General features: G+C 53.7%; 23 protein-coding genes. 16 read left to right on the top strand and 7 right to left on the bottom strand.

Annotation, left to right across the window (positions count from 1 at the left end):
- From H145_RS25030 to H145_RS22720, 3 genes are all read right to left on the bottom strand, one after another.
- On the bottom strand, positions 1–186 hold a 186-nt coding region (locus tag H145_RS25030), incomplete at its 3' end, for a transposase (protein WP_019947797.1).
- A 28-nt stretch (positions 187–214) separates the two neighbouring features.
- Positions 215–655, bottom strand: coding sequence for a GxxExxY protein (locus tag H145_RS20615; RefSeq protein ID WP_019947796.1), 441 nt, complete (start codon positions 653–655; stop codon positions 215–217).
- A gap of 158 nt (positions 656–813) precedes the next feature.
- A complete protein-coding gene (locus H145_RS22720) occupies positions 814–1,290 on the bottom strand; it encodes an acyl-CoA-binding protein (protein WP_019947795.1) in 477 nt (158 codons plus the stop codon).
- A 197-nt stretch (positions 1,291–1,487) separates the two neighbouring features.
- Between H145_RS22720 and asnB the strand changes: the two genes are divergently transcribed.
- From asnB to H145_RS0108880, 3 genes are all read left to right on the top strand, one after another.
- The gene (gene asnB, locus H145_RS0108890; protein WP_019947794.1) at positions 1,488–3,392 is read left to right on the top strand and encodes an asparagine synthase (glutamine-hydrolyzing); all 1,905 of its coding nucleotides are present in this window, start codon (positions 1,488–1,490) and stop codon (positions 3,390–3,392) included.
- Positions 3,393–3,472: 80 nt separating this feature from the next.
- On the top strand, positions 3,473–4,825 hold the full coding sequence (locus H145_RS0108885; RefSeq protein WP_019947793.1) for a UDP-glucose dehydrogenase family protein: 1,353 nt from the start codon (positions 3,473–3,475) through the stop codon (positions 4,823–4,825).
- A gap of 70 nt (positions 4,826–4,895) precedes the next feature.
- Positions 4,896–5,885, top strand: coding sequence for a UDP-glucuronic acid decarboxylase family protein (locus H145_RS0108880; RefSeq protein WP_033426046.1), 990 nt, complete (start codon positions 4,896–4,898; stop codon positions 5,883–5,885).
- 198 nt (positions 5,886–6,083) lie between these two features.
- Here H145_RS0108880 and H145_RS0108875 read toward each other — a convergent pair whose 3' ends face one another.
- From H145_RS0108875 to H145_RS20605, 4 genes are all read right to left on the bottom strand, one after another.
- The gene (locus H145_RS0108875) at positions 6,084–6,488 is read right to left on the bottom strand and encodes a hypothetical protein (protein ID WP_019947791.1); all 405 of its coding nucleotides are present in this window, start codon (positions 6,486–6,488) and stop codon (positions 6,084–6,086) included.
- Between the two features lie 449 nt (positions 6,489–6,937).
- Entirely contained in the window at positions 6,938–7,534 is a 597-nt protein-coding gene (locus H145_RS0108870) for a helix-turn-helix domain-containing protein (protein WP_019947790.1), read from the bottom strand.
- A gap of 37 nt (positions 7,535–7,571) precedes the next feature.
- A complete protein-coding gene (locus tag H145_RS0108865) occupies positions 7,572–8,150 on the bottom strand; it encodes an IS630 family transposase (protein ID WP_240471678.1) in 579 nt (192 codons plus the stop codon).
- Positions 8,151–8,178: 28 nt separating this feature from the next.
- Positions 8,179–8,532: a helix-turn-helix domain-containing protein gene (locus tag H145_RS20605; protein ID WP_157541387.1), complete on the bottom strand. Its 354-nt coding sequence runs from the start codon at positions 8,530–8,532 to the stop codon at positions 8,179–8,181.
- Between the two features lie 309 nt (positions 8,533–8,841).
- On the opposite strand from H145_RS20605, the gene H145_RS0108855 reads away from it, so the two are divergent.
- The 13 genes from H145_RS0108855 (at position 8,842) to H145_RS0108805 (ending at position 22,787) form a co-directional block, all read left to right on the top strand.
- The gene (locus H145_RS0108855) at positions 8,842–10,017 is read left to right on the top strand and encodes an acyltransferase family protein (protein ID WP_019947787.1); all 1,176 of its coding nucleotides are present in this window, start codon (positions 8,842–8,844) and stop codon (positions 10,015–10,017) included.
- A gap of 177 nt (positions 10,018–10,194) precedes the next feature.
- On the top strand, positions 10,195–11,157 hold the full coding sequence (locus tag H145_RS0108850; protein ID WP_019947786.1) for a glycosyltransferase family 8 protein: 963 nt from the start codon (positions 10,195–10,197) through the stop codon (positions 11,155–11,157).
- Positions 11,158–11,420: 263 nt separating this feature from the next.
- Positions 11,421–12,524, top strand: a complete 1,104-nt coding sequence (locus tag H145_RS0108845) for a DegT/DnrJ/EryC1/StrS family aminotransferase (RefSeq protein ID WP_019947785.1) — start codon at positions 11,421–11,423, stop codon at positions 12,522–12,524.
- 2 nt (positions 12,525–12,526) lie between these two features.
- Entirely contained in the window at positions 12,527–12,943 is a 417-nt protein-coding gene (locus tag H145_RS23280; protein ID WP_083937733.1) for a sugar 3,4-ketoisomerase, read from the top strand.
- Positions 12,944–12,949: 6 nt separating this feature from the next.
- Entirely contained in the window at positions 12,950–13,522 is a 573-nt protein-coding gene (locus H145_RS23275; protein ID WP_071595155.1) for an acyltransferase, read from the top strand.
- A gap of 6 nt (positions 13,523–13,528) precedes the next feature.
- Positions 13,529–14,449 (top strand): glycosyltransferase, encoded by a 921-nt coding sequence (locus tag H145_RS23270; protein WP_071595154.1) that lies wholly within the window; start codon positions 13,529–13,531, stop codon positions 14,447–14,449.
- Between the two features lie 216 nt (positions 14,450–14,665).
- Positions 14,666–16,438 carry an ABC transporter ATP-binding protein gene (locus tag H145_RS0108830; RefSeq protein ID WP_083937732.1) on the top strand — a complete coding sequence of 591 codons (1,773 nt, stop codon included), beginning with the start codon at positions 14,666–14,668 and terminating at the stop codon, positions 16,436–16,438.
- A gap of 153 nt (positions 16,439–16,591) precedes the next feature.
- Positions 16,592–17,776: a glycosyltransferase family 4 protein gene (locus H145_RS0108825; protein WP_019947782.1), complete on the top strand. Its 1,185-nt coding sequence runs from the start codon at positions 16,592–16,594 to the stop codon at positions 17,774–17,776.
- 47 nt (positions 17,777–17,823) lie between these two features.
- Positions 17,824–19,107 carry a glycosyltransferase family 4 protein gene (locus H145_RS0108820; RefSeq protein WP_019947781.1) on the top strand — a complete coding sequence of 428 codons (1,284 nt, stop codon included), beginning with the start codon at positions 17,824–17,826 and terminating at the stop codon, positions 19,105–19,107.
- Positions 19,108–19,146: 39 nt separating this feature from the next.
- A complete protein-coding gene (locus tag H145_RS22715; protein ID WP_019947780.1) occupies positions 19,147–20,073 on the top strand; it encodes a glycosyltransferase family 2 protein in 927 nt (308 codons plus the stop codon).
- Positions 20,073–21,002, top strand: a complete 930-nt coding sequence (locus tag H145_RS0108810) for a glycosyltransferase family 2 protein (protein ID WP_019947779.1) — start codon at positions 20,073–20,075, stop codon at positions 21,000–21,002. The genes H145_RS22715 and H145_RS0108810 overlap by 1 nt, the downstream gene beginning before the upstream one ends.
- Positions 21,003–21,095: 93 nt before the next feature.
- A complete protein-coding gene (locus H145_RS24075; RefSeq protein WP_157541385.1) occupies positions 21,096–21,836 on the top strand; it encodes a hypothetical protein in 741 nt (246 codons plus the stop codon).
- Between the two features lie 138 nt (positions 21,837–21,974).
- Positions 21,975–22,787, top strand: coding sequence for a glycosyltransferase family 2 protein (locus H145_RS0108805; RefSeq protein ID WP_019947778.1), 813 nt, complete (start codon positions 21,975–21,977; stop codon positions 22,785–22,787).
- The last annotated feature ends 31 nt before the right edge of the window (positions 22,788–22,818 follow it).

Raw genomic sequence — 22,818 nt, 5'->3', positions numbered from 1 at the left:
GCTCAGCGGCTCGCCGGTGAACAAGGCTTTTACGGGCAGCCAGCGCCACTGGCAGCCTGTTTTGAGCTTGTAGCAGATGGCGCCCACCACCTCAGCCAGGTCGACGCTTGCGCGGCGGCCACCAGCACGGGCCGGCAACAAGGGCAGTATCCAGCGGGTAATTATATCTTTGCTCAAGACTTCCATGAGGGAGGGAAAGGAGATGGGTCGCACCTCAAATTTCCCGCTTTTGTGGGAGTCTTTTCTGTTTTGCGCCTGACTGACTACTTCCTAAACAGCTTCTGTGTAGAAAACGCTTGAAGTTTAAGCTGGCCTCACCAAAATTAATAAGTAGGGCTACTTCCAAACGGTAAGCCTTCAGATAATTTACCACTTGCGCGTAATGTGCTTCATTCAGCTCATACACTGCTTTCAACTCGACTAATACGTGCCCGGCAACCAAAAAATCAGCTCTTCTTGACCCAATAGGGGTTTGCTTATAAAAGACTGGCAAATGCACCTCGCCCTGGAAATCCAGCTTTTCAGCTTTCATCTCCACCGCTAAGCCTCGCTGATAAATGACTTCCGGAAATCCACTCCCCAATTCCCGGTGTACCCGCATTGCACAGCCGATAATGCTTTTGGTCAATTCGGCATGTCGATTCTCAAGTAGCATTTCACTAACGATTTAGAGATTTAGACCAGTATTAATCCCCTGTTAAACACAGGCAAAGTATTAAGAATCAAGACTACATAGCTACGTAAAGTAAAAAGAAAACGGCCCCCGTCGCCAGGAGCCGTCTACAAAATCCGTGAAATCCGAAAAAATCCGCGCTAATCCGTGGTCTGTTGGTTCTTCAACTCGTCTTCGCCGCCGTAGGGCGCGCCTTCATTGAGATTACCGCGCAGGCCGCCCTGCTGGGGCTGGCCGGCTTCCTGCTGGGCCCGCGCAACGGGGCTGGCCTGGGCAGTTTTGGGCGCGCCCAGCTCCTCATGCGGTGCCGATTCGGACTTGTCCTGCTGATATTCCTTTACCAACTCATCGGCGCGACTGATGTACTGCTGCCTGGCCTCATCCTGGGGCATGCCTTTGAGCTTGCTCCAGGCGTCCCACTGCCCCTGCGAGAGGCCTTTGGGGCCGTTGGGGTTGTCGGGCTCGTCGTCGCCTACTTCATCGCGCTTGCTGTCGTGGTCGCCGTCGGTGGCCTGCTTGTAAAGGCCGTAGAGTTCGGTCATGTGGGCAGCGGCCATTTCGCCGGGCAGGCGGTCGATGCGCATTGCGGCGGCTTCAAAATCTTGCTGGAGGCTCATATCAAAAGGAAAATAGGGGTGAAGGAGTGGGGGAGGGGCGGCGGGCCCGCACGGTTGGGCCGAAGCCGGAAGGCAACCGGCCGGCCGCCAGCCACTGAATTGTGAGGGTTGTACTAGCCCGGCACGGCTTTGGTTACGCGGGGCGAGCACAGTTTTTGTCAACCTACGTCGCAATAGTTTGTACTTTTGCCCCCCATATGTGTGGAATCTCCGGAGTATTCGCTTTTACTGAGGCCGGCCGTCAGGCGCTGGCTTCCCTGAACGCCTCAACCGACGCTATTGTAAGCCGCGGCCCCGACTCACAGGGCCACTTTATTTATGACAGCTGCGGTCTGGGCTTCCGGCGCCTGGCCATCCTCGATTTGTCGGCCGATGGTAACCAGCCCATGACCGACGACTCGGGGCGCTACACCATTGCCTTCAACGGAGAGATTTTCAACTTCCAGGAGCTGCGGCAGAAGCTGGTTGACAAAGGCCACACCTTCCACTCGCAGACCGATACCGAAGTCATTCTGCACCTGTACATAGCCGAGGGGCGCACCTTCCTCAAGAAGCTCAACGGCTTCTTTGCCTTCGCCATCTATGATAAAGAGGAGGATTCGCTGTTTCTGGCCCGCGACCGGATGGGCGAAAAGCCCCTGCTCGTGTACCGCGACGAGGACAAGCTGCTGTTTGCCTCCGAGATGAAGTCGTTGCTGGCGCTGGGCATCCCGCGTAAGCTCGATTATACTTCGCTGAGCCAGTACCTGCAGCTCAACTACATTCCGGGCCCGGCCACTATTTTCAAAGGGGTGAAGAAGGTGCTGCCCGGTCACTACCTGTTCATCAAGGATGGCAAGGTGGTGCGCAAGCAGTGGTACAAAATTCCCTACGACCCCAAAAAGGTCGAGAAGAACAAGCTCACCTACGAGCAGCAGCAGGCCAAGCTGGTCGAGCTGCTCGATGAAGCCACCGCCCGTCGCCTCGTGGCCGACGTGCCCGTGGGCGCTTTCCTGAGCGGCGGCATCGATTCGAGCGTGGTCGTGGCGCTGGCTACCCGTCACACGCCCCACCTGAACACGTTCAGCATCGGCTTCGCCGACGAGCCGTTCTTCGACGAAACCAAGTACGCCCAACTGGTAGCCGAGCGCTACAAAACCAACCACACAGTTTTCTCGCTCCGCAACCAGGACCTCTACGACCACATCTTCGATGTGCTCAACTACCTCGACGAGCCGTTTGCCGATTCCTCGGCGCTGGCCGTGTACATCCTCAGCAAGCGCACCCGCGAAAAGGCCACGGTGGCGTTGAGTGGCGACGGTGCCGACGAGCTGTTTGCGGGCTACAACAAGCACATGGGCGAGTTTCAGGTGCGCCAGGGCGGCTTTAAGGCCGAAGCCGTGGCGGGTCTCGACATGCTCTGGCAGGTGCTGCCCAAGTCGCGCAACTCGTACTTCGGCAACAAAGTGCGGCAGTTTCAGCGCTTCTCGCGCGGCATGCTCAGCGGCCCTAAAGACCGGTACTGGGACTGGGCCTCGTTTGCCTCTGAAAAGGACGCCCGCAACCTGCTGAGCCGTGCCGCCCGCCGCAAAATCGGCAAGAAGCTGTACGAGCGCCGCCGCCGCGACTTGCTCGGCGGCCTGCACGCCGGCGGCGACCTGAACGAGGTGCTGCTCACCGATACGCGCATGGTGCTGCCCTACGACATGCTCGCCAAGGTGGACATGATGAGCATGGCCAACTCGCTGGAAGTGCGCCCGCCTTTCCTCGACCCCAACGTGGTGCGCTTCGCCTTCTCGCTGCCCGTGAGCAGCAAGATTGACGCGAACATGAAGAAGAAAATCGTGCAGGACGCCTTCCGCCCGATGCTGCCCGAAGAGCTCTACAAGCGCCCCAAACACGGCTTCGAAGTGCCCCTGCTCAAGTGGTTCCGCGGCGAGCTACGTCCCCTCATCGAGGACGACCTGCTCTCCGACGGCTTCATCGAGGCCCAGGGTATCTTCGACGTAGAAGCCGTTCAGCAACTCAAAAAACAGCTCTTCTCCAGCAGCCCCGGCGACGTGCACGCCCGCATCTGGGCCCTCATCGTGTTCCAGTGGTGGTGGAAGAAGTGGATGGCGTAAGTCTGCTAAGCTGCTGACTTTCTGCAATAGCGTAACTTTGCACCTTCAAAAGATAAATCTGATCAACCGAACTTAATTATATGAAAATTGCAGTTGTAGGTACCGGCTACGTGGGCCTAGTCACGGGCACTTGTTTTGCCGAGGTGGGCATTGACGTTACGTGCATTGATATCGACCAGCGTAAAATCGACAACCTGCGCCAAGGTATTCTGCCTATCTACGAGCCGGGACTGGAGGAGATGGTGACCCGCAATGTGGAAGCTGGCCGGCTGCACTTTTCCACCGACCTGGGCGCAGCTATCAAGGACTGCGACGTAGCTTTCATTGCCGTCGGTACCCCTCCCGGCGAAGACGGCTCGGCCGACCTGAAGTACGTGCTGGCCGTAGCCCGCGGCATCGGCGAAAACATGAGTTCCTACGGCGTTATTGTAACCAAAAGCACGGTGCCGGTGGGCACGGCGGCCAAGGTGCGCCACGAAATTGAGCAGGCTCTGGAAAAGCGCGGGGCTGACATTGACTTCGACGTGGCCTCCAACCCTGAATTCCTTAAGGAAGGTGCCGCTATTGATGATTTCCTCAAGCCCGACCGCATTGTGGTGGGCGTGGCTTCCGAGCGGGCCGAGGACGTGATGAGCCGCCTCTACAAGCCTTTCCTGCTCAACGGCCACCCGATTATCTTCATGGATATCCCGTCGGCCGAAATGACGAAGTACGCGGCCAACTCGATGCTGGCCACCAAGATTTCGTTCATGAACGACATCGCCAACCTGTGCGAAATCATGGGCGCCGACGTGAACATGGTACGCCGCGGCATCGGCTCCGACGCCCGTATCGGCCCCAAGTTCATCTACCCCGGCATCGGCTACGGCGGCTCCTGCTTCCCCAAGGATGTGAAGGCGCTTATCAAAACGGCCCAGGAAAACGGCTACCAAATGCAGGTGTTGCAGGCGGTAGAAAGCGTGAACGAGGGCCAGAAAGAGGTGCTGTTCAATAAGGTAAAGAAGCACTTCGGCAGCGAGTTGAAGGGCAAAAAGATGGCCGTCTGGGGTTTGTCGTTCAAGCCCAAAACCGACGATATGCGCGAAGCTCCCTCGCTGGTTATCATCGAGAAGCTGCTGGCCGAGGGCTGCAGTGTATCGGCCTACGACCCGGTAGCCGTGGAGGAAGCCAAGCACTCGCTTGGCGACCGGATTACCTACGCCGAAGACCAAATGGAAGCTCTCATCGACGCTGATGCGCTGCTGATTGTAACCGAGTGGCCCGAGTTCCGGGTACCCAACTTCACCGTCGTGAGCCGCCTGATGAAGCAGAAAGTCATCTTTGATGGTCGTAATATCTATGACAAGCAGGAACTGGAGCAGCTAGGCTTCGCCTACCATTGCATCGGCATTCGCACGGCGCACTTGGAGGAAGCTGCAAGCACCAAATTGTAAGCTACCAGTCCGGCCTTCTTACTCACCAAGCAAAAAAGTCTGCAGCTTAAGGCTTGCAAGTCCTATCAACATGTCCGAAGAAAAAAAGCGTGTACTTATCACCGGCGGGGCCGGTTTTCTAGGCTCTCATCTATGTGACCGGTTTCTGGCCGAGGGCTACCATGTCATTGCCATGGACAACCTCATCACCGGCGATTTAGCCAACATTGAGCACCTGTTCGGCAACGAAAGCTTTGAGTTTCACCACGCCGACGTGAGCAAGTTCGTGTTCGTGCCCGGCAAGCTCGATTACATTCTGCACTTTGCCTCGCCGGCCTCGCCCATCGACTACCTTAAAATCCCAATTCAGACCCTGAAAGTAGGTTCGCTCGGCACCCACAACCTGCTGGGCCTGGCCCGGGTGAAGGGAGCCCGCGTGCTGATTGCCAGTACCTCGGAAGTGTACGGCGACCCCGAAATCCACCCGCAGGTAGAAGAGTACTTTGGCAACGTGAACCCGGTCGGCCCGCGCGGCTGCTATGACGAGGCCAAGCGTTTCCAGGAAGCAATTACTATGGCTTACCACAACCACCACGGGCTGGAGACGCGCATTGTCCGCATCTTCAACACCTACGGCCCGCGCATGCGCCTCAACGACGGCCGGGTACTGCCCGCCTTCCTGAGCCAGGCCCTGCGCGGCGAGAACCTCACGGTATTCGGCGACGGCTCGCAAACCCGCTCGTTCTGCTACGTGGACGACCTGGTGGAGGGCATCTACCGACTGCTCCTGAGCGACTACGCGCTGCCCGTCAACATCGGCAACCCCGACGAAATCAGCATTAAGGAGTTCGGCGAGGAAATCGCGCGCCTGATGAACGTGGAGTTCCAGCCCACCTACCAGGAACTGCCCCAGAACGACCCCATGAAGCGCAAGCCCGACATCACCAAGGCCCGCGAAATTCTGGGCTGGGAGCCGAAAGTAGACCGCGCCGAGGGCCTGCGCCGGACGCTGGAATTCTTCAAAGAACACGTAAGCGAGGTAATGGCCGGCAAAGTGGATAATACCCCGCGGAGTTTCTGAAAATACACTAAATAATATAGCGGCTTCGCGAACCATGTATCCTAGAGCTAATTAGCCCAGAGCTTTAGCTCTGGGAGCTATGGTTTGTTCGCCAAGCTATATCATCATTCATTTAAGGCACTTTGCTAAAGTTAATTCTACAAAAAATCGTCCGCCTCGATGGAATTCGGGGCGGACGATTTTATTATAAAGCAAACTCTACAAGCTAGTTTTACGGGCAGTTATAGCACTGATGAAAGCCTCGTCCTGCGCCTCGGTTTCGGCCAGGTCCCGCTCGTGGGTGAGCAGGGCTACCGGGCCGCGGGCCTCCTGCTTGTCGGTGAGGCGGGCCCGTCGGTAGGTAGCGGTGCGCAGGTCAATCTCGCTGTTTTTGCGGGCCTTCGTGCCTTCAGCCAGTGTCAGGATAACGGAGGTGAGAGCCTGAATCTCGGCGTCGAGGCCGGCCAGCGTGGCCTGCGTTTCGGTAGTTGCCTCGCTGGTCGAGTCGCGGGCGTAATCTAGGTTGGTGGCCCGGTGCCGGAGCGCTTTCAGGTCGCTTTCGTCTTCAACCAGCAGCTTGTCGCAGTCGGCCACGGTGGTCAGGGCATTTACGGTGTACTCCATGATGAATGAGGGAAAGAGGTGAAAAAATAGGCTATTTAACCCCTTAACGTCAGCCGGTTAATTGGTAGTATTGCGGCTGTTCAGAAAGTCGGCAAGACTGCTATCCTGAGCTTGCGAAGGATCTATATAGCGGTTTCGTGAACGGTATGTCCAGTATGTAGAGACGCATATTTGCGTCTTGTCGCCCGCGCCGTTGGTGTGTTACCGTTCAACGACGAGACGCAAATATGCGTCTCTACATAGGGCTGGACATACCGTTCACGAAACCGCCATAGTGGTATTCAGGTTGCTACACCCAGTAAACTGACTCGGAAATTGCTATATATATAGGAACTATTGTCTGAGGTTAGCTTCTGGATAGGTCCTTCGCAGGCTCAGGATGACAGCCAATCTCACTAAATAGCTGCATCGGGCTCATGTCCAGTTAGGCTTTATTTTTTCGGCTCCGGCTAAGCGGCGGCGGCTCCGGCCAGCAGTTCTTCCAGTGTCCTTATTTCCGCCATCAGCAGTTGGCTGCGCAGGGCCAGCAGCGCCCGCTTGGCCACGGCGGCAGGCGCCAGCGCATCGGCGGCAACGGTGGCCCACCCGCGCAGCAGCCGTTGGCGCCGTATAGCCGCCGCTTCCGGGCTACTCACTCCGTCGGCAGGCGTTGTTGCCGGCCCGTCAGTATCCGCCAGCGCCTGCCAGCGGTGGGCCAGCGCCACGCGGGCTTCATCGCCGCTGATCTGTACCCGCAGATTAGCCAGCTGCCAACGGCATTTTGCCAGCTGCCGCCGTATTATGAGGGCAGCCGCGGGAGCCAGGGCTGCCGAATGGAGGGCATTGGCCGGCAATTCGTCGGCCGAACCCAGCGCCGGGGGCAGTTGCGCGGCCAGTTCCCGCAGCAAACGGGCCGCCTCACCCCGCAAGGGCCGCCGCCCCGCCTCTTCATGTGCTACCTGCCCCCGCGAAATCCCCAGATAAGCGGCCAGCTGCTCCTGCGATAAGGCCAAGTGCCCGCGCACGGCGGCGGCTAACGTAGTGGATGGAATGGCTTTCTGCGGCATCGTGCCCCTATAGCGGTTTCGAGAACAGTTTATCCCGTCATTGGGCGGGTTGGGTATGATAGCCGCAATGGTCAAACCAGTTGCGCGCATCCTGGCTCGTAATCCAGCTGATGGCCTGCTGCACGGCTTGCTCGAGCGCCTCGCGGGTACGGGCCTGAGCGGCGCGCAGCTTGGTTTTGAGCTTGCTCCAAGCCTGCTCGACGGGGGTGAAGTCGGGCGAGTAGGGCGGCAGAAACAGCAGTTCCACGCCCCGCCCGGCTAGCCACTGTTTTACCCCACTAAGTTTATGGGCCGATGCGTTATCGAGCACCAGCACATCGCCCCGCCGCAACGTGGGGGCCAGACACTCGGTCACGTACCAGGCAAAATTCACGTAGTTCAGGCCGCCCTCCAGCAGTTGCACCGCCCCCAAACCCCGCACCGACAACGCCCCGATCAGCGTCAACGAGCGGCCCCTGGTCAGCGGCACGGGCTGGCCCACGCGCTGTCCGCCTTTCGCCCGGGCATAGTGGCGGCAATAGTGCAGGCGCAGGCCCGTCTCGTCGAGAAAATGGAAGCGGGCCACATCGGGCCGTGTACAAACGGTTTCAACGTGTTCGGCCCGCGCCGCGCGCACGCGCTCCGTGTCGCGCTCGGTGGCGTGCTTACTTTTTTTTTCGGCGTAAGCCGTGCTCGTTGAGCACGTTCCAAATGCTGGTCTGGCCCACCGGGCGGCCAAACTCGGCCTGCCAGGCGGCGTTCAACTCGGCCAGCGTGGCATCGGCGTGTTGGCCTACGTAGGCGACGAGCCAGGCCTGCTCGGCGGGCGAAATGAGGCGGGCCGGGCCACCGCTGGCCGGCTTGGGGGCCAATGAGCCGGTGGCCCGCTGCTGGTGGCGCAACTTTTTAATGAACGAGACGCTCACGCCGAAGCGCTCAGCGACCTGCTGCTGGCGCGAGCCGGGCTGCGCACAAGCGGCGGCCACGCGGGTGCGTAAATCAAGTGAGTAAGGTTGCATACCTTACCCTACGCAAAGCAGCAGAAAAGGATAAGCTGTCCGTGAAACCGCTATAGAACGAACCACAAGATTTTCGTAGCATTCGCGAATGAGATTTTTTTGAATGCTACAAAAAGCTAAAATCTCATTGCGGGAGCAGCAGCCTCAGCGTCCCGCAATCCGTGCGCACCTACCTATGGAAGTAAATTATCGGATCTGCTGTTGGTGCTACCCAATAAAAACGAGACCTTTGCTGCTCAGCTCGTCGATAAAGGTAGCCGGGTATACTCCGAGCTGCTACGTATTTCTTGTATTTGAAAAATTCTAAAAGTGACAATTGATATTACCGATAAAACGGTGGCGGCGTCAGCAGCAAAACAGTACTTTCCCGTTCTGACCGGGGTACGTGCCATTGCAGCCTACATGGTTTTTCTCTCGCACGATAACCCTTTCCTTGGTGAAGGGCTGGGAGGACTGACGCAACGATATCTGGCTCCTTTTTTTGGAGCCTTATCAATCGGTGTTTCCGTGTTTTTTGTGCTTAGCGGGTTTCTCATTGCGGTGCGCTACGAGCAGAGCATTGCGCTGAACTGGCAATGGGCGCGCCGCTACATCCGGAACCGGGTAGCACGTATATACCCCATGTACTTTCTGGTGACTATTGCTACCTTGATCGGCACGACTATAAACGCCGGCTACGACCCTTCACGCTTATGGAAGTTCTACAACCTGAAGGATAAAATATGGGTTGTGTTCCTGAATCTGACGTTTCTTCGCGGCTTTTTTGACCGATACCGGTTCACAATGGCTGGTCAGGGCTGGTCGCTGACGGTGGAAGAATGCTTTTATCTGAGCGCCCCCTTTCTGTTACTAGGGTTGCGCCGCGACTGGCGACGCCTGTTCTTCTACCCATTCCTGCTACTCGGTGTCGGGCTGCTGCTGGTCGCTATCGGTTCCACCTTCCATGATCAGCTGTTCGGCTTTTTTGGCTCCGTTCGCTTCATGCTCGACTGGACATTCTTTGGTCGTTGTCTGGAGTTTCTGGCCGGCATGGGCCTGGCTCTTTATATCCGTCACAAGCCGGGCACGCAGAAAAAAGGGTTTCTGCTAACTGGGGTCGGTATTAGCTGGATGGCGCTCTGCATGGCGCTTCTCGCTTACGCAGAGCGTAATACGCCCACTGATATAGCCGTTATGCACATGCTTAACCCTATTTCCTATGTGGTGCGCAACGCTATCCTGCCTGTGGGTATAGTGATACTCTTCTGGGGCCTGCTCTATGAGCAGAATTGGATGAAAAGATTGCTGGAAACCCCATTCTTCGATCTGCTGGGCAAAAGCTCCTATTCGTTCTACCTTATACATGTAGGCATACTCGACTTTTTTCTTAATGATTTCGTCACCCACAGTATACTAGGTAAGTTTGTTATCATTAACCTGGTAGCAATTGCACTCTACAAATTTGTGGAGCACCCAATGCACCGCCTGCTCACCAGCCGCCGATAACCATCGGGCGTTTTGACCAGCGAATAGTTGAAAGCTACGAGCTCAGCTAAGCATCTGATTGTGGAGCGTACCTTTACCGTACTTTTACCTTTGCACCTAAATCAGCCAGTTACCTAGCGTAGCTTGAATAAGCTGGCGCTGCCGGGTAGTGGTAGCTGCTCACGCCCATCCGTATTCATGGAAAAGATTACCCCCGCCGTGCATATAGCCCTGGCGTTTGATGAAGGCTATATCATGCCGGTTTACGTGTTGCTGGCCTCGGTATTTGCCAACAACCAGGATTGCCGCATCCACGTCCATGCCATTGCTAAGGGAGTACCGGCAGCGGAAAAAGCACAATTGGTAGCCTATGCCCGTAAGCAAGGGGGCGACATGTGTTTCTATGAACTGAATGCTGACGTCACGCAGGGCTTTCCTGTACCCGGCCCCGATGAGCCGGAGGCCTACATCACGCTGGCTGCTTATTATCGGCTGTTTTTCCCCCGGTTGATTCCGCAGGACATCGATCGGCTGCTTTATATGGACGTTGATATGCTGGTCGTCGGCAACCTGTTGGAGCTGTACCAGACAGATTTGGGCGGGGTGGCTGTGGGAGCTGTACTGGATACCGAGATGCCTTCGCGCGCCGAAATCGGTATTGCCGATATGGACGATTATTTTAATTCGGGCCTGTTGCTGATGGATATGCCGCGTTGGCGGGCTCAGCGCATCAGCGAGCGGGCCATTGAGGTGATCCGTCGGTTGGCTGCCAAACTCGACTACCACGACCAGGATGCCCTCAATGTAGTCTTCGCTGGTGGCTGGCACCGGCTGGATAAGCGCTACAACCTGATGAAAGCCTATATTCCGCCCAACCTGGCCAGGCGGGATTACCAGAATTTTCTGGCCGACAAAGTTATTATTCACTTCAATGGCCGCAACAAGCCCTGGCACCGGGCCTGCGAAAACAAGCTGCGCTTCCTGTACCCGCACTACCTGCGGCAGTCGCCCCGGGCAGGGCAGGGACGCTACCTGCCCAAACCGCTGACCCGCAAAGCCCTGGGGCAGCTGCTGCGCAGCCGTATGCTGGAAACCTATTTCAATTACCCCGAAGTCGGAGCCGTATGGCGGCTCGTCAAGCGTAAGCTGGGCCGGGGGTAACCGCTGCGGCCATGCCGCATGCTCTTTTGGCCCGATACGAATTGCTGCTTCAGACGCGAACATGTCTGGAACAAAGCCGGCACTTTGTTCCAGACATGTTCACTGCCCGTAAGTGGCAAAGCCTGTTTTGCAGAAGGCCCGATGAAAGGGCCTAATCAGCGAGTAGCTTTCCTGTTCCGCACCTGCTAACTTAGCCAACGAAGATAGTTGCGCAGTGTAGTGCCGAACATTGCCTAATTTTGTGGCTTCGCTCCAGCAACGCTATGCAAGTACCTTTCCTTTCCTTTGCCCCGCAACACCAGCCCATCCGGGAAGAAATACTGGAGGCAGTAGGCCGCGTGTATGATTCTCAGTGGTACGTGCTCGGGCAAAGCGTCCGTGACTTCGAAGCCGCCTATGCCAAATTCAGTGGCGCCGGCTACTGCGTAGGAGTTGCGAATGGGCTGGATGCGCTGCACCTCTCGCTGGTAGCCTTGGGCATCGGGGCTGGTGATGAAGTAATTGTGCCTTCCAATACCTATATCGCCACCTGGCTGGCAGTGTCGTATGTGGGGGCGGTGCCGGTGCCGGTCGAGCCCAGCCCCATTACCTACAACCTCGATCCGCGGCTGATTGAGGCCGCCATCACGCCCCGCACGCGGGCTATTATGCCCGTGCACCTGTACGGCCAGGCCTGCGAAATGCGGGCAATCATGGAAATTGCGCAGCGGCACCAGCTGCTGGTGATAGAAGACAACGCCCAGGCCCAGGGGGCAACCGCGCACGGCCAACTGACGGGCAGCTTCGGGGCCGCCAATGGCACAAGCTTCTACCCCGGCAAAAACCTGGGGGCTTTAGGTGATGCCGGGGCCGTAACCACCAACGATGAGGGAGTAGCCCAGAAGCTGCGGGTGCTGCGCAATTACGGCTCGCAGCAGAAATACTACAACGAGGTGGTCGGCTACAACTCCCGCCTGGATGAATTGCAGGCCGCGGTATTGTCGGTTAAGCTAGGCTATCTGCCCGAATGGACGCGCCAGCGTCAGCAGGTGGCCGCCTGGTATGACACCCACCTGCGCGGGATTGAAGGGTTGCAGCTACCGGTTGCGGCTCTTGGCAGCACCCATGTGTACCATCTGTATGTGGTGCGCACTGCCCGGCGGGATGCGCTGCAGGAGCACTTAACGGCCGCCGGTATCGGTACCCTTATCCACTATCCCGTACCACCGCACCAGCAGCAGGCCTATGCGCACATGAACATCAGGAAAGGAGCTTTCCCCATTGCTGAGGAACTGGCCGCTACCAGCCTGAGCCTGCCCATGTGGCCAGGAATGACGGAAGAGCAAGTTGTACAGGTAGCCGAAGCTGTTCGCTCTTACTTCGATTAGCGATGGATTCGTTAGCCACAATGCAACCCAGACTTATTGAGTTCTCTCAATTAGGTGACCCCACTACTGGTTTCATGACAGTAGCAGCAAATAGTGCTTTACCCTTTTGCATACAGCGAGTGTATTGGACATACAGTGTTGCTGAAGACGTAATTAGAGGGCATCATGCACATCGGGAACTAGAGCAAATAATTTTTGCAGTAGCCGGCACTATTGAATTTACTTTAGAAAGCGTGTATGGTCAGCAAACGATTTATCATTTGAATCGACCGGGTTTGGGTTTGTATATTCCTCGGCATTATTGGCGTACCATAAAGTTTTCACCTGATGCAGTGCTAATGTGTCTGGCTTCTTTGGAATACACTGAAGAAGAATATATCAGGGATTATGATGAGTTTAAAAGACTAGCTTCAAAATAAAATACAATGGGCCAAAACGGTTTTTATGTTCATCCATCTTCAATAGTAGATACTACTACTATAGGAACTGGCACCACTATCTGGGCATTCGTCCATATTATGCCAAACGTACTTATCGGGGCCAACTGTAACATTTGTGACCACTGCTTTATTGAGAGTCGAGTAAAGATTGGTGACAATGTTACTTTAAAAAGTGGGATTTATATATGGAGTGGAGTAGAAATTGATAATAATGTTTTCCTAGGTCCAAATGTTGTGTTCACTAACGACTTGCGGCCACGTAGTAAGAACAAGAACTATCAATTAACCCCAACCTTCCTTAGGGAAGGAGCGTCAATAGGCGCCAATAGTACTATTCTGGCTGGTATCACCATCGGGCGTTACGCTATGACTGGTATCGGGTCCGTGGTTACTCGCGACGTAAAAGACTACGCTTTGGTGTATGGTAATCCTGCTAAGCAATACGGCTGGGTAGATGAGATTGGTGAGAAACTATCCGCAAACGAAGAAGGAGAATGGCGCTCCGCTGATGGTAAACGTAGCTACCGTGAAACTGAAGCAGGACTAATTCTAGTATAGATTTCGATGAATTTACCATTAGTTACAGTTGGAGTCGCGTCATATAACAATGGGCCATATCTGCGTGAAACGTTGGAGAGCATTCGCTTACAGACGTACCAATATGTGGAACTAATCATTGTAGACGATGCTTCATCCGATAATTCAGTAGAAGTAGCAGAAAATTGGTTAGCTGAATACCCTGATGTAAATGGACGCCTGATTCTCCATAACACTAATCTAGGGGTTTGCCGTGTATGCAACGATGTAGTAACTAATGCCCGAGGGGAGTTTATCTGCATTATCGGCTCCGATGACGTGTATCTACCTGATAAATTAGCCGTGCAGGTACCTTTATTACTTCAGGCCCCCCCTGAAGTAGGAGTTATTACCAGCGCCATTGAGTTTATGAACAGTGAGGGGCAGAAGATTCCACAACCGGATGACTTTGCAATACCTCATCCCGAGGATACTTACCTCACTTTACTCAATTCGTGCGTAGTGGCTGCAATGAGTACGTTGGTGCGACGCTCATGCTACGAGAAGGTGGGACTGTATGATGAAACCCTGCCGTTTGAGGATTGGGACATGTGGTTGCGCTTAGCTAAAATATATAAATTCAAATACTCTCCTACAATCAGTGCCCGGTATCGTCGTCATGCCAACGCCGTTTTTGATACGCGCAAACGGCAGATGGAAGAAGGTTCGTTATTGCTACTAAACCGTCAGCGCGGCTTTAGTCAGCAAGCCGACGCTGCTATTATTGCTCAAACGCGCCTGCGTTCAGAACTGCTTTATCAAATCGGCAGTCCGCAGGCAGCGCATTGGCTGAAAATACGTTGGCAGGATGACCGTTCGTTGAAGAGCTGGGGACTATATATGCTCGCAAAGCTGGGGGTAACCGGAAGGCAGGTGACGCAACTACAGCGGTGGCTGGGCCGCCGTTAGGGGAACGTAGAACAACTTTATGTGATAAAAAAAATACTATTATAATTGTTGGCTTGAGGATTTAAGTTGTCTCATCACGAGCGACTTAGAATACAATAAGTTCAACTGCATGCTTAGGGTATCTACTTTATACTCTTTCGGCTTGAACACCGTGAAAAACGAAGATACACGAATAAACATCTTTAAAAGCGAAGCATAGATAGCTTGCAGTTGCAAATGCCAAAACAGAATATTTTAGCAGCGGCTATAGGTAGCATTCTGCGCTATTTATCTCCAGCAGAGAAAAAACGGGCATTGCTTATGTTCCTGCTGCAGGTATTTACCTCCTTTCTGGATGTATTCGGGCTCGCCTCGCTGATTCCGGTAGTTACCCTGGCGTCCAAGCCAGGGGATATTATGGAGCATCGGTGGTCGGCCTTTCTATATAATGCGGGCGGATTCCAAAATGAAACCGCCTTTTTTATTGCGGCTATTGTAGCCATCTTTTTGTTTTTTATTGTGAAAAATTTGTTTATCAGCTGGATAAATTACGCGCAGGTGCGGTTTACGGCCGATCTAGCCCTAAAGATTATTGACAGCCAGTTTATCAAATACACTGGCCTACCATTCTGGAAATTTCAGGAAATCGGCACTTTTGAGGTAGTGAATGAGGTGTTGACGGTGCCCAATGCCTACTTGAACGGCATCATCCGGCAGGTATTCGTGTTGCTTTCCGAAATTGTGATTGTGGTGATTGTAGTGCTAGGTATCCTGTTTTATCAGCCTATCCTGTTCGTAATTCTGGGCGTCACGCTTGTGCCGACGGCACTTGTCACATATAAAGTACTACGTACTCGCTCCCAGGAGCTGGGCCACCAGCGCGACCTGCAGGCGCCTAAGGCTTACGGAATTGTGAGTGATACTTTCTCGGGTTACGTCGAATTGAAGCTGGCCAATAAGCTGCCCTTATTCCGGGAGCGAATCAACGACAACCAGCAAATAATGCAGGCGCTGGACGCCAAGGGCTACGTTTACGGATTGCTGCCGGTGCGTATTATCGAGATGGTGTCAATTCTGGCTGTCAGCACCATCATTATTTACTCGCTGCTATTTTCGGCCGACCAAACCAATCTGATTACCATTGTAGGGCTATTTGCGGCGGCGGCTTACAAGCTGATGCCGTCGGTGAACCGGATTCTGGCCAGCATGGTCACGATGAAGCAGCATTTATACACGCTGGAAGCGCTGGACGCTTATGAGGAGCCGGAGTGGCAGGAGCACCTGGTCGCCCAGCAGCCGGCAATTTCCTTCCAGCACCAGGTAGAGTTTCGTAACATCTCTTTCGCTTTTCCCGGCAGTACCACTCCCGTGTTGCAGGGGGTGAGCTTTACAGTGAAGAAAGGCGCGAAAATCGGGTTTATCGGCAGTTCGGGGTCGGGTAAAACCACACTGATGAACCTGCTGCTACGTTTCTATACCCAGCAGGCGGGCGAAATCAGGGTAGACGGAGTGCCACTTAAGCTGGAGAATACGCAGGCCTGGCACGAGCTGGTAGGTTATGTGAAGCAGGATACCTTTCTGATGCAGGCCTCGCTCCGCGATAATATTACGTTGGGCGAAGCTAACCCTGACCCCCAGCGGCTGCAATATGCGCTGGAGCAGGCCTCACTGGCCGATTTTGTTGCGACGCTGCCCGAAGGGCTGGACACTGTATCGGGTGAGCGCGGGGCCCGCCTTTCGGGCGGGCAGCGCCAGCGCATTGGCATTGCCCGCGCCCTGTATAAGCAAACGCAGATTCTGGTGATGGATGAAGCAACCAGTGCGCTGGATACGCAGACAGAGAAAGAAGTCAGCGAAGCCATCAACAAGCTTTCCGCCACGGATATCACCATCCTGATTATTGCGCATCGGATTACTACCCTACGCCAGTGCGACCGGATTTATGAGCTGAAGAATGGACAGATTGTGGCAGTGCATACTTATGATGAGCTGGTTGAGCGGCATGTGTAACGAAAAGCAGCTGTAACGGAAAACAGCCGCGGATAGCTGGCTGCCGGCAAGTCTCACAACTGGGCGCAAAGCATCTGTCTTGGCTTTTGGGGAAGAGGGGTTAGGCTCTGCAAGGGATTCCAGAAGACTGAACAGGTTCAGAAATAGATACTAATGAGAATACTTATTGCTACCTGGTCTCTGCAAGTTGGCGGCGGCGAAATCTTGGCCATGAACCTGGCAGCTGGTTTAGCCAGGTTAGGTCATGAGGTCACTGTTTTCAACCAGCGGGCGGAGCTGGTAGATGAGGAGCTCGTGCGCCGGCTGCTGCCGCCGCAGGTACGGGTGGTATCGATGGCCGACCGGCCGTGGCGAAGCTTCTGGGCCTACAAGCTCAATGCCATTGGCCAACGCCTCGGCCTGAGGTTTTCTCTCTACGAGCGGGCTCAGCAGGCCTATCTGCGGGCCTGCCTGAAAAAGTATCAGATTGAACTGCTCAACAGTCATGCGACGTACTCCGACCGGCTATGTGTTCCGGTGGTAGCGGCCACGCAGATTCCTTTCATCATTACGGAACACGGCGAGTACACCATGTTTGCCCGGGCAGGACGCCGCGAGTTCGCCCCTATCCTGCAGCAGGCGCGGGCAATTGTGGCTGTGTCTGACTATTGCAGCAACAGCCTGCGTCAGGCGCTTCCCGCACTACCCCCCATTGTGACTATTCCAAACGGTATTCGGGTAGATGCTTTGCCTGATGGCCGGCAGATGCGGCAGGAACTGCACATCGCCCCCGCTGCTTTTGTGTTCGGAATGGTAGCACGGGGTATTGCCGAAAAAGGCTGGCAACAGGCCATTGATGCTTTTCTGCTGCTGCCGCCGCGGGCCGGTCGGGAAGTACACCTGGTGCTGGTAGGAGGGAGTGATTATCTGGAACAGCTACGCCAGCAATACGGCCAACAGCCGCGCATTCATTTTGTCGGGCGAGTACCTAATCCTGATTTCTACGTGGCGGGCTTCGATGCCGGCTTGCTGCCTTCTTACTTTGCGGGGGAGGCATTGCCGCTGGCCGTTATCGAGTATCTTTTCTACGGTAAGCCAGCTATTGCTACGGCTGTGGGCGGCATGGCCGAAATTGTGCTGGATGCCTCGCGGGGAGCCGCCGGGCAGCTGATTGAGCTGGACCCACACACCAAACGAGCCAACGTACCTGCCTTGGCGGCGGCCATGCAGCGATACCTGACGGATACCAGCCTCTACCAGCAGCACCAGCAAACGGCGGTAGCATTGCAAAATAAGTTTTCGCTGGCAACCTGTGTCCAGCACTATGCTAGCGTTTTCAGCCAGTACGCCGACAAGTAGAACCAGCCTTCCAGGTGAGTCTTATGTAAAGTCGGTAGTTTTGCACTATGAACATACTCGTTACTACCTTCTGCCTGGATAAAGCCGGCTCGCACGTTCTGGCTCTGGCCCTGGCCTCGGAGTTGGCGAAGAAACACAACGTCTACTTCTTCAACCAGAATGAGCAGCTGACCGACCAGGCGATGGTGGCGCAATACCTGAGTCCGGCGGTGCAGCTAGTATCAATGGACCAGTATCCGTTGTTCAACAAGCTGGTCTGGAAGCTGAATGCTTTAGGGCAAAAGCTGGGTCTGGGGTTTTCGGTGCACGAGCGGGTTAAAACCCTGTTTGGCTGCTACCTTATCCGCCGCCACCGCATTGACGTGCTGCACAGCCACGAGCCCATGGTGGCCAAGTCGCGCGTTACGCAGCTGTGCCGGCTGACGGGCGTACCTACCGTGGTAACTGACCACCAGGGGTATTCCATGCTCATCAAGGTTGGCGAGTTTTCCTTCGTGCCCTACGCCAACCTGGCGGCAGCGGTGGTAGGCGTGTCGCAGTACACGGCCGACCTGTTCACGGGCAAGCTCCAGGAAACGCCGTCGGAAGAAGAGCGGCGGGCCGGGGAAAGTATTCTGGCCACCGATTACCAGAAAGAGTACGAGAATGCGAAGCAGCACACTCCGCAACCCCGGCAGCCGATAACCACCCGGGTAGAGGTTATTTACAACGGGGTGCCGCCATATGTGCCGATAGGGCCGGAGCCGGCCCCGGTGCCGGTACCGGCGGGTAGTTTTGTTTTTGGGATGGTAGGCCGCGGCACGCAGCAAAAAGGCTGGAGCGATGCCCTAGCTGCCTACGTGCAAATCAAAGAATTGTATCCTGACCGCCGGTTTGCCTTTATTGCCATGGGCGACGGTGCCTACCTGCGCAGCCTGCGGGCCGAGTATGAGGCTGCCCACCCGGATATCTTCTTCCTGGGCAGTGTGCAAACGCCCCACCCTTATATGCGGCAGTGCCATGTGGGCCTGTTTCCGTCGTGGTTTTCAGAAGCCCAGCCGATTTCCATCATCGAGTTTTTTGAGAACGGCGTCCCCGTAATTGCCAGTCCGCTGGGCGGTATTCCGGAAATGGTGCGGCCTCCTGATAAACCGACAGCGGGCCGGCTGCTGCGGATGAACTCTGATGCAACCCCGCACCGGGCCGACCTGGTGGCCGCGATGCAGGCCTATATAGATGATGAGGCGTTGCTGGCTACCCACGCCCAGGCAGCCCGGCAGCTGCGCCAAACCTACGATGTGGCCCACTGTGCGGCCCAATATGAAGCGTTGTTTAGGGAAGTTGCCCAATAAGCCCGACCTTTGCACCACCGCTCCTCAGTTCTTACGCGCATGGTCCAGGTTTCCGTCATTATTATCAACTACAACACCTTTCGGCTGACGAGTGAAGCCATTGCGTCCATTCAGCAGCATACCAAGGGCGTGTCGTACGAGATTATTGTGGTGGACAACGCCTCGACCGAGTGCGACCCTGGCCGGTTTACTGAGCAATTTCCAACGGTGCGACTGGTGCGCAACCCCGAAAACTCCGGTTTTGCCAAGGGCAACAACCTGGGCATCCAACACGCGCAGGGCGAAACTATTCTGCTGTTCAACAGCGACGCGGCCGTTCTCAACGATGCCTTGGCCATCACCTACCGCACCTTAGTGGCCGAGTCACGGATGGGCGTGACGACGGGCCGGCTGGAGTACCCCGACGGCCGCTTACAGCCGCAGTGTGGGCGCTTCCCTTCGTTGCGCCTGCAGCTGGTTGAGCTGTTGCGCCTGCAAAAAGCGCTGAGCGCGCAAAGACGCGGGGAAGTGCTGCTGGGCACTTTCTTCGACCATGATAAGCCGTTTCGCCCCGACTGGGTGTGGGGTACTTACTTTCACGTCAAGCGCCACGTTATCGAGCAGCTGCCGGGTGGCAAACTCCCCGACGACTTTTTTATGTATGCCGAGGACCTACAATGGTGCTATGCTATTCGCAAGCTGGGCTATGATATTCAGTACCTGCCTGAAGCCCATATTCTGCACCACTTCTCGCAGAGTACGAAGCAGGAGAAAAAGCTGAACCAGGCCAATATGATTTTGCGCAACGAGGATACTTTTCTGCGGCGGGAGTATGGCACGATGGCCACATCCGGTTACTATATAGCTAAAATGCTGAATCTGCTGCTGTCAGGTGGCGGCAACACTACCAACCGCTATTTGGCCCATCAATATAGCCGCCTACTAGTCGGCAAAGAGCTGCAAACCCCCTCAACCGTTGTTCGCTGATGTCCGAGCCTTACTTTTCTATTATTGTTCCTAGCTACAACCGGGCGGACATTATCACGCCTACCCTAGAAGCTATTCTACGGCAAGAGTACCAGAATTTCGAGCTGCTCGTCGTAGATGATGGTAGCCGCGACAACACCGCCGAGGTGGTGGCCCGGCTGCAGGACCCGCGCATCCGCTACTTCTACAAGGAAAACGGAGAGCGGGGCGCTGCCCGCAACTACGGGACACAGCAAGCCCGCGGCCAGTACCTAAACTTCTTCGACTCCGACGACGAAATGTATCCTAACCACCTGCGGGTAGTATGGGAGTTTATACAGGCGCACGGGCTAATGGAAGTGATGCATACCGGCTACGAGCGGCTGGATGGGCAGGGTCATCTAATTAGTGAGGTGTGCGTATTTCGGGAAGATACCAACGAAGTGTTGCTTCATGATAACCCGTTAGCATGCAACACAGTATTTGTGCGCCGCGATATTGCCTTGGCTAACCCTTTTGTAGAAGACCGACGCTTGTCGTCGGCCGAGGACTGGGAATTGTGGTTGCGTCTGGCCAGCCGATACCAGTTCCATCCCATCCGCGAAAAAACATTTTGTCTGCGTGAACACGATGGCCGTAGCCTCAACACTATTGCGCCCGAGTCCGTACGCATACGCGATGAACTGTTCGGCCAATTGGTAAAACACAATCCCGACTTTACGCGTCGCTTTCCTGGTAAGGCTGGGCAATTTGTAGCTGACCGGTACACGTTTATAGCGCTTACCTTAGCGTTAAGTAAACAGCACCGCACCACAACTGCACACTACTTATGGAAAGCAATGCAACAGGATTTCAGCGTAATGTGGCGGCGGCGGTTTCTAGCCTCGATAAAACACTTGTTGTATAGCGGTTTCGCAAACACTGAATCTGCTATTCATTATAGTTTTTGACTATACCAAACAATGTGTATATTTGCAGATGAATAAGAGTGAAATTGGTTAGGGTGTTCTCCCTGATTTTCCAACAACTTAACTACTCGACGAATGACAATTAACATTAAGGTAAATACCAAGTTGATAATGAGAATTATGTGGATTATAGCGACTTGTTTGATAATATTAGGTGTAATAGTAGCTTTATTACTTGCTTTTACCCCTTATAAGACTGCTTTAGGATTAATACCGCTCTTTAATATGGATTTAGAATTGACTGTAACCGCTTACTATAATTCCTTTATTTTAGCTTTTTCTGCTTTAATGCTATTGTTGATAGCTCAAGATAAGAAAAAAACAAAAGATAAATTTTGGAAATATTGGCGATTTTTATCTTTTGGTTTTCTATTTCTTTCTTTAGACGAAGCAGCCAGTATTCATGAATTTATTGCAAATATACCTAGACATTATATGCAAATAACCTCGCCTATAAATTTTGCTATAGCAATCTTGGGATTTGCTGTTACACTGATTACATTAACTATTTATTTTAAATTTTTAATGAGTCTGCCATCAAATACCAGAATGCAATTTCTTGTATCTGGCTTTGTGTATGTACTAGGTGCATTTGGTGCTGAACTCATGGGTGGGTTTATAAGCAGTGTGGGCCCCGGATGGTCCTCTGGATATTATTTAACTGAAGTAGTAATAGAAGAATCTTTAGAAATAATAGGGATTACACTTTTCATTCGAGCATTAATTCTATACATAGAAAATGATTTATTTGCTGTTGGTTCAATATTTCAAACTGATAATACTAATCAACATGGCAGTTTGGCAGGGCTTATATAGAGTGCATTGCAAGGCATTATATATGAGTTTCATATGATAATGTATAATGCTAGATTAGTAATTCATAATTACACTTTGTTGGTTATGCTAGTGTTGATTAATTGTATCTCATGATATTTTGAATAAAAAGTAGAAAACATGAAGATATTTGCAATCTCGGTTGTTAAAAATGAGGCAGACATTGTTAAATACAACTTGTTAGAGGCATCAAAATGGGCTCATAAAATATTTGTACTAGATAACGGTAGTACAGATGGTACTTGGGAAATTGTTAACTCCATAAAATCTGATAAAATTATTCCTTGGAAGACGGAGAATAAAGGTTTCTATGATGGAATCCGTGGAGAGGTATATAATGAGTTTAAGCACTTAGCTAGTGAAGGTGATTGGTGGTGTTTTAGACTAGATGCAGATGAGTTCTATGCTGATAACCCAGTAGAATTCTTGGCTAAAGTCAGCCCAATATATCATTTCGTGGCCACGGCTACTATCCACTTTTGGATCACCAAAGAGGATATTGCTGAATATGATTTCGATGATGACGCGGAAAACAACATTCGTAATATTCGCTACTATGAAAAGTATACTTGGAGTGAAGCACGATTTTTTAGGCATCGGCCGAAGATGATTTGGACGCTCGGTGCTGAGCTTCCCAAGCATATGGGTGTGCTCTGTCCCACCCGTATCAGGGTCAAGCACTATCAATTTCGCTCGATGGCCCAAATTCAGAATCGGATTACAACGCGAATAGAGGCAGTCAAGAATGGATTCAAAGGTTGGAACCACTCCATCAATGAAGATGCAACCTCATATTTGTCTAAGCGCGCAGACCTACACAAGTATGAAGGTGGTAACGTCTGGAATATTTTGGGCTCGCACAACAAGTATTATCAGCGCAAGTACGACATCGTGCTAAAGGTCATTTTGCATTGGTTAGGCTTTTATAAATAAGGTATAATCTTGCTCATCCCGGTATTTTAAC

This window comes from Hymenobacter aerophilus DSM 13606 (assembly GCF_000382225.1).
In the GTDB taxonomy this organism is placed as follows: Bacteria; Bacteroidota; Bacteroidia; order Cytophagales; family Hymenobacteraceae; genus Hymenobacter; species Hymenobacter aerophilus.
Note: the sequence above shows the minus strand (reverse complement) of the source record. Positions and strands in the feature narration are given on the sequence as shown.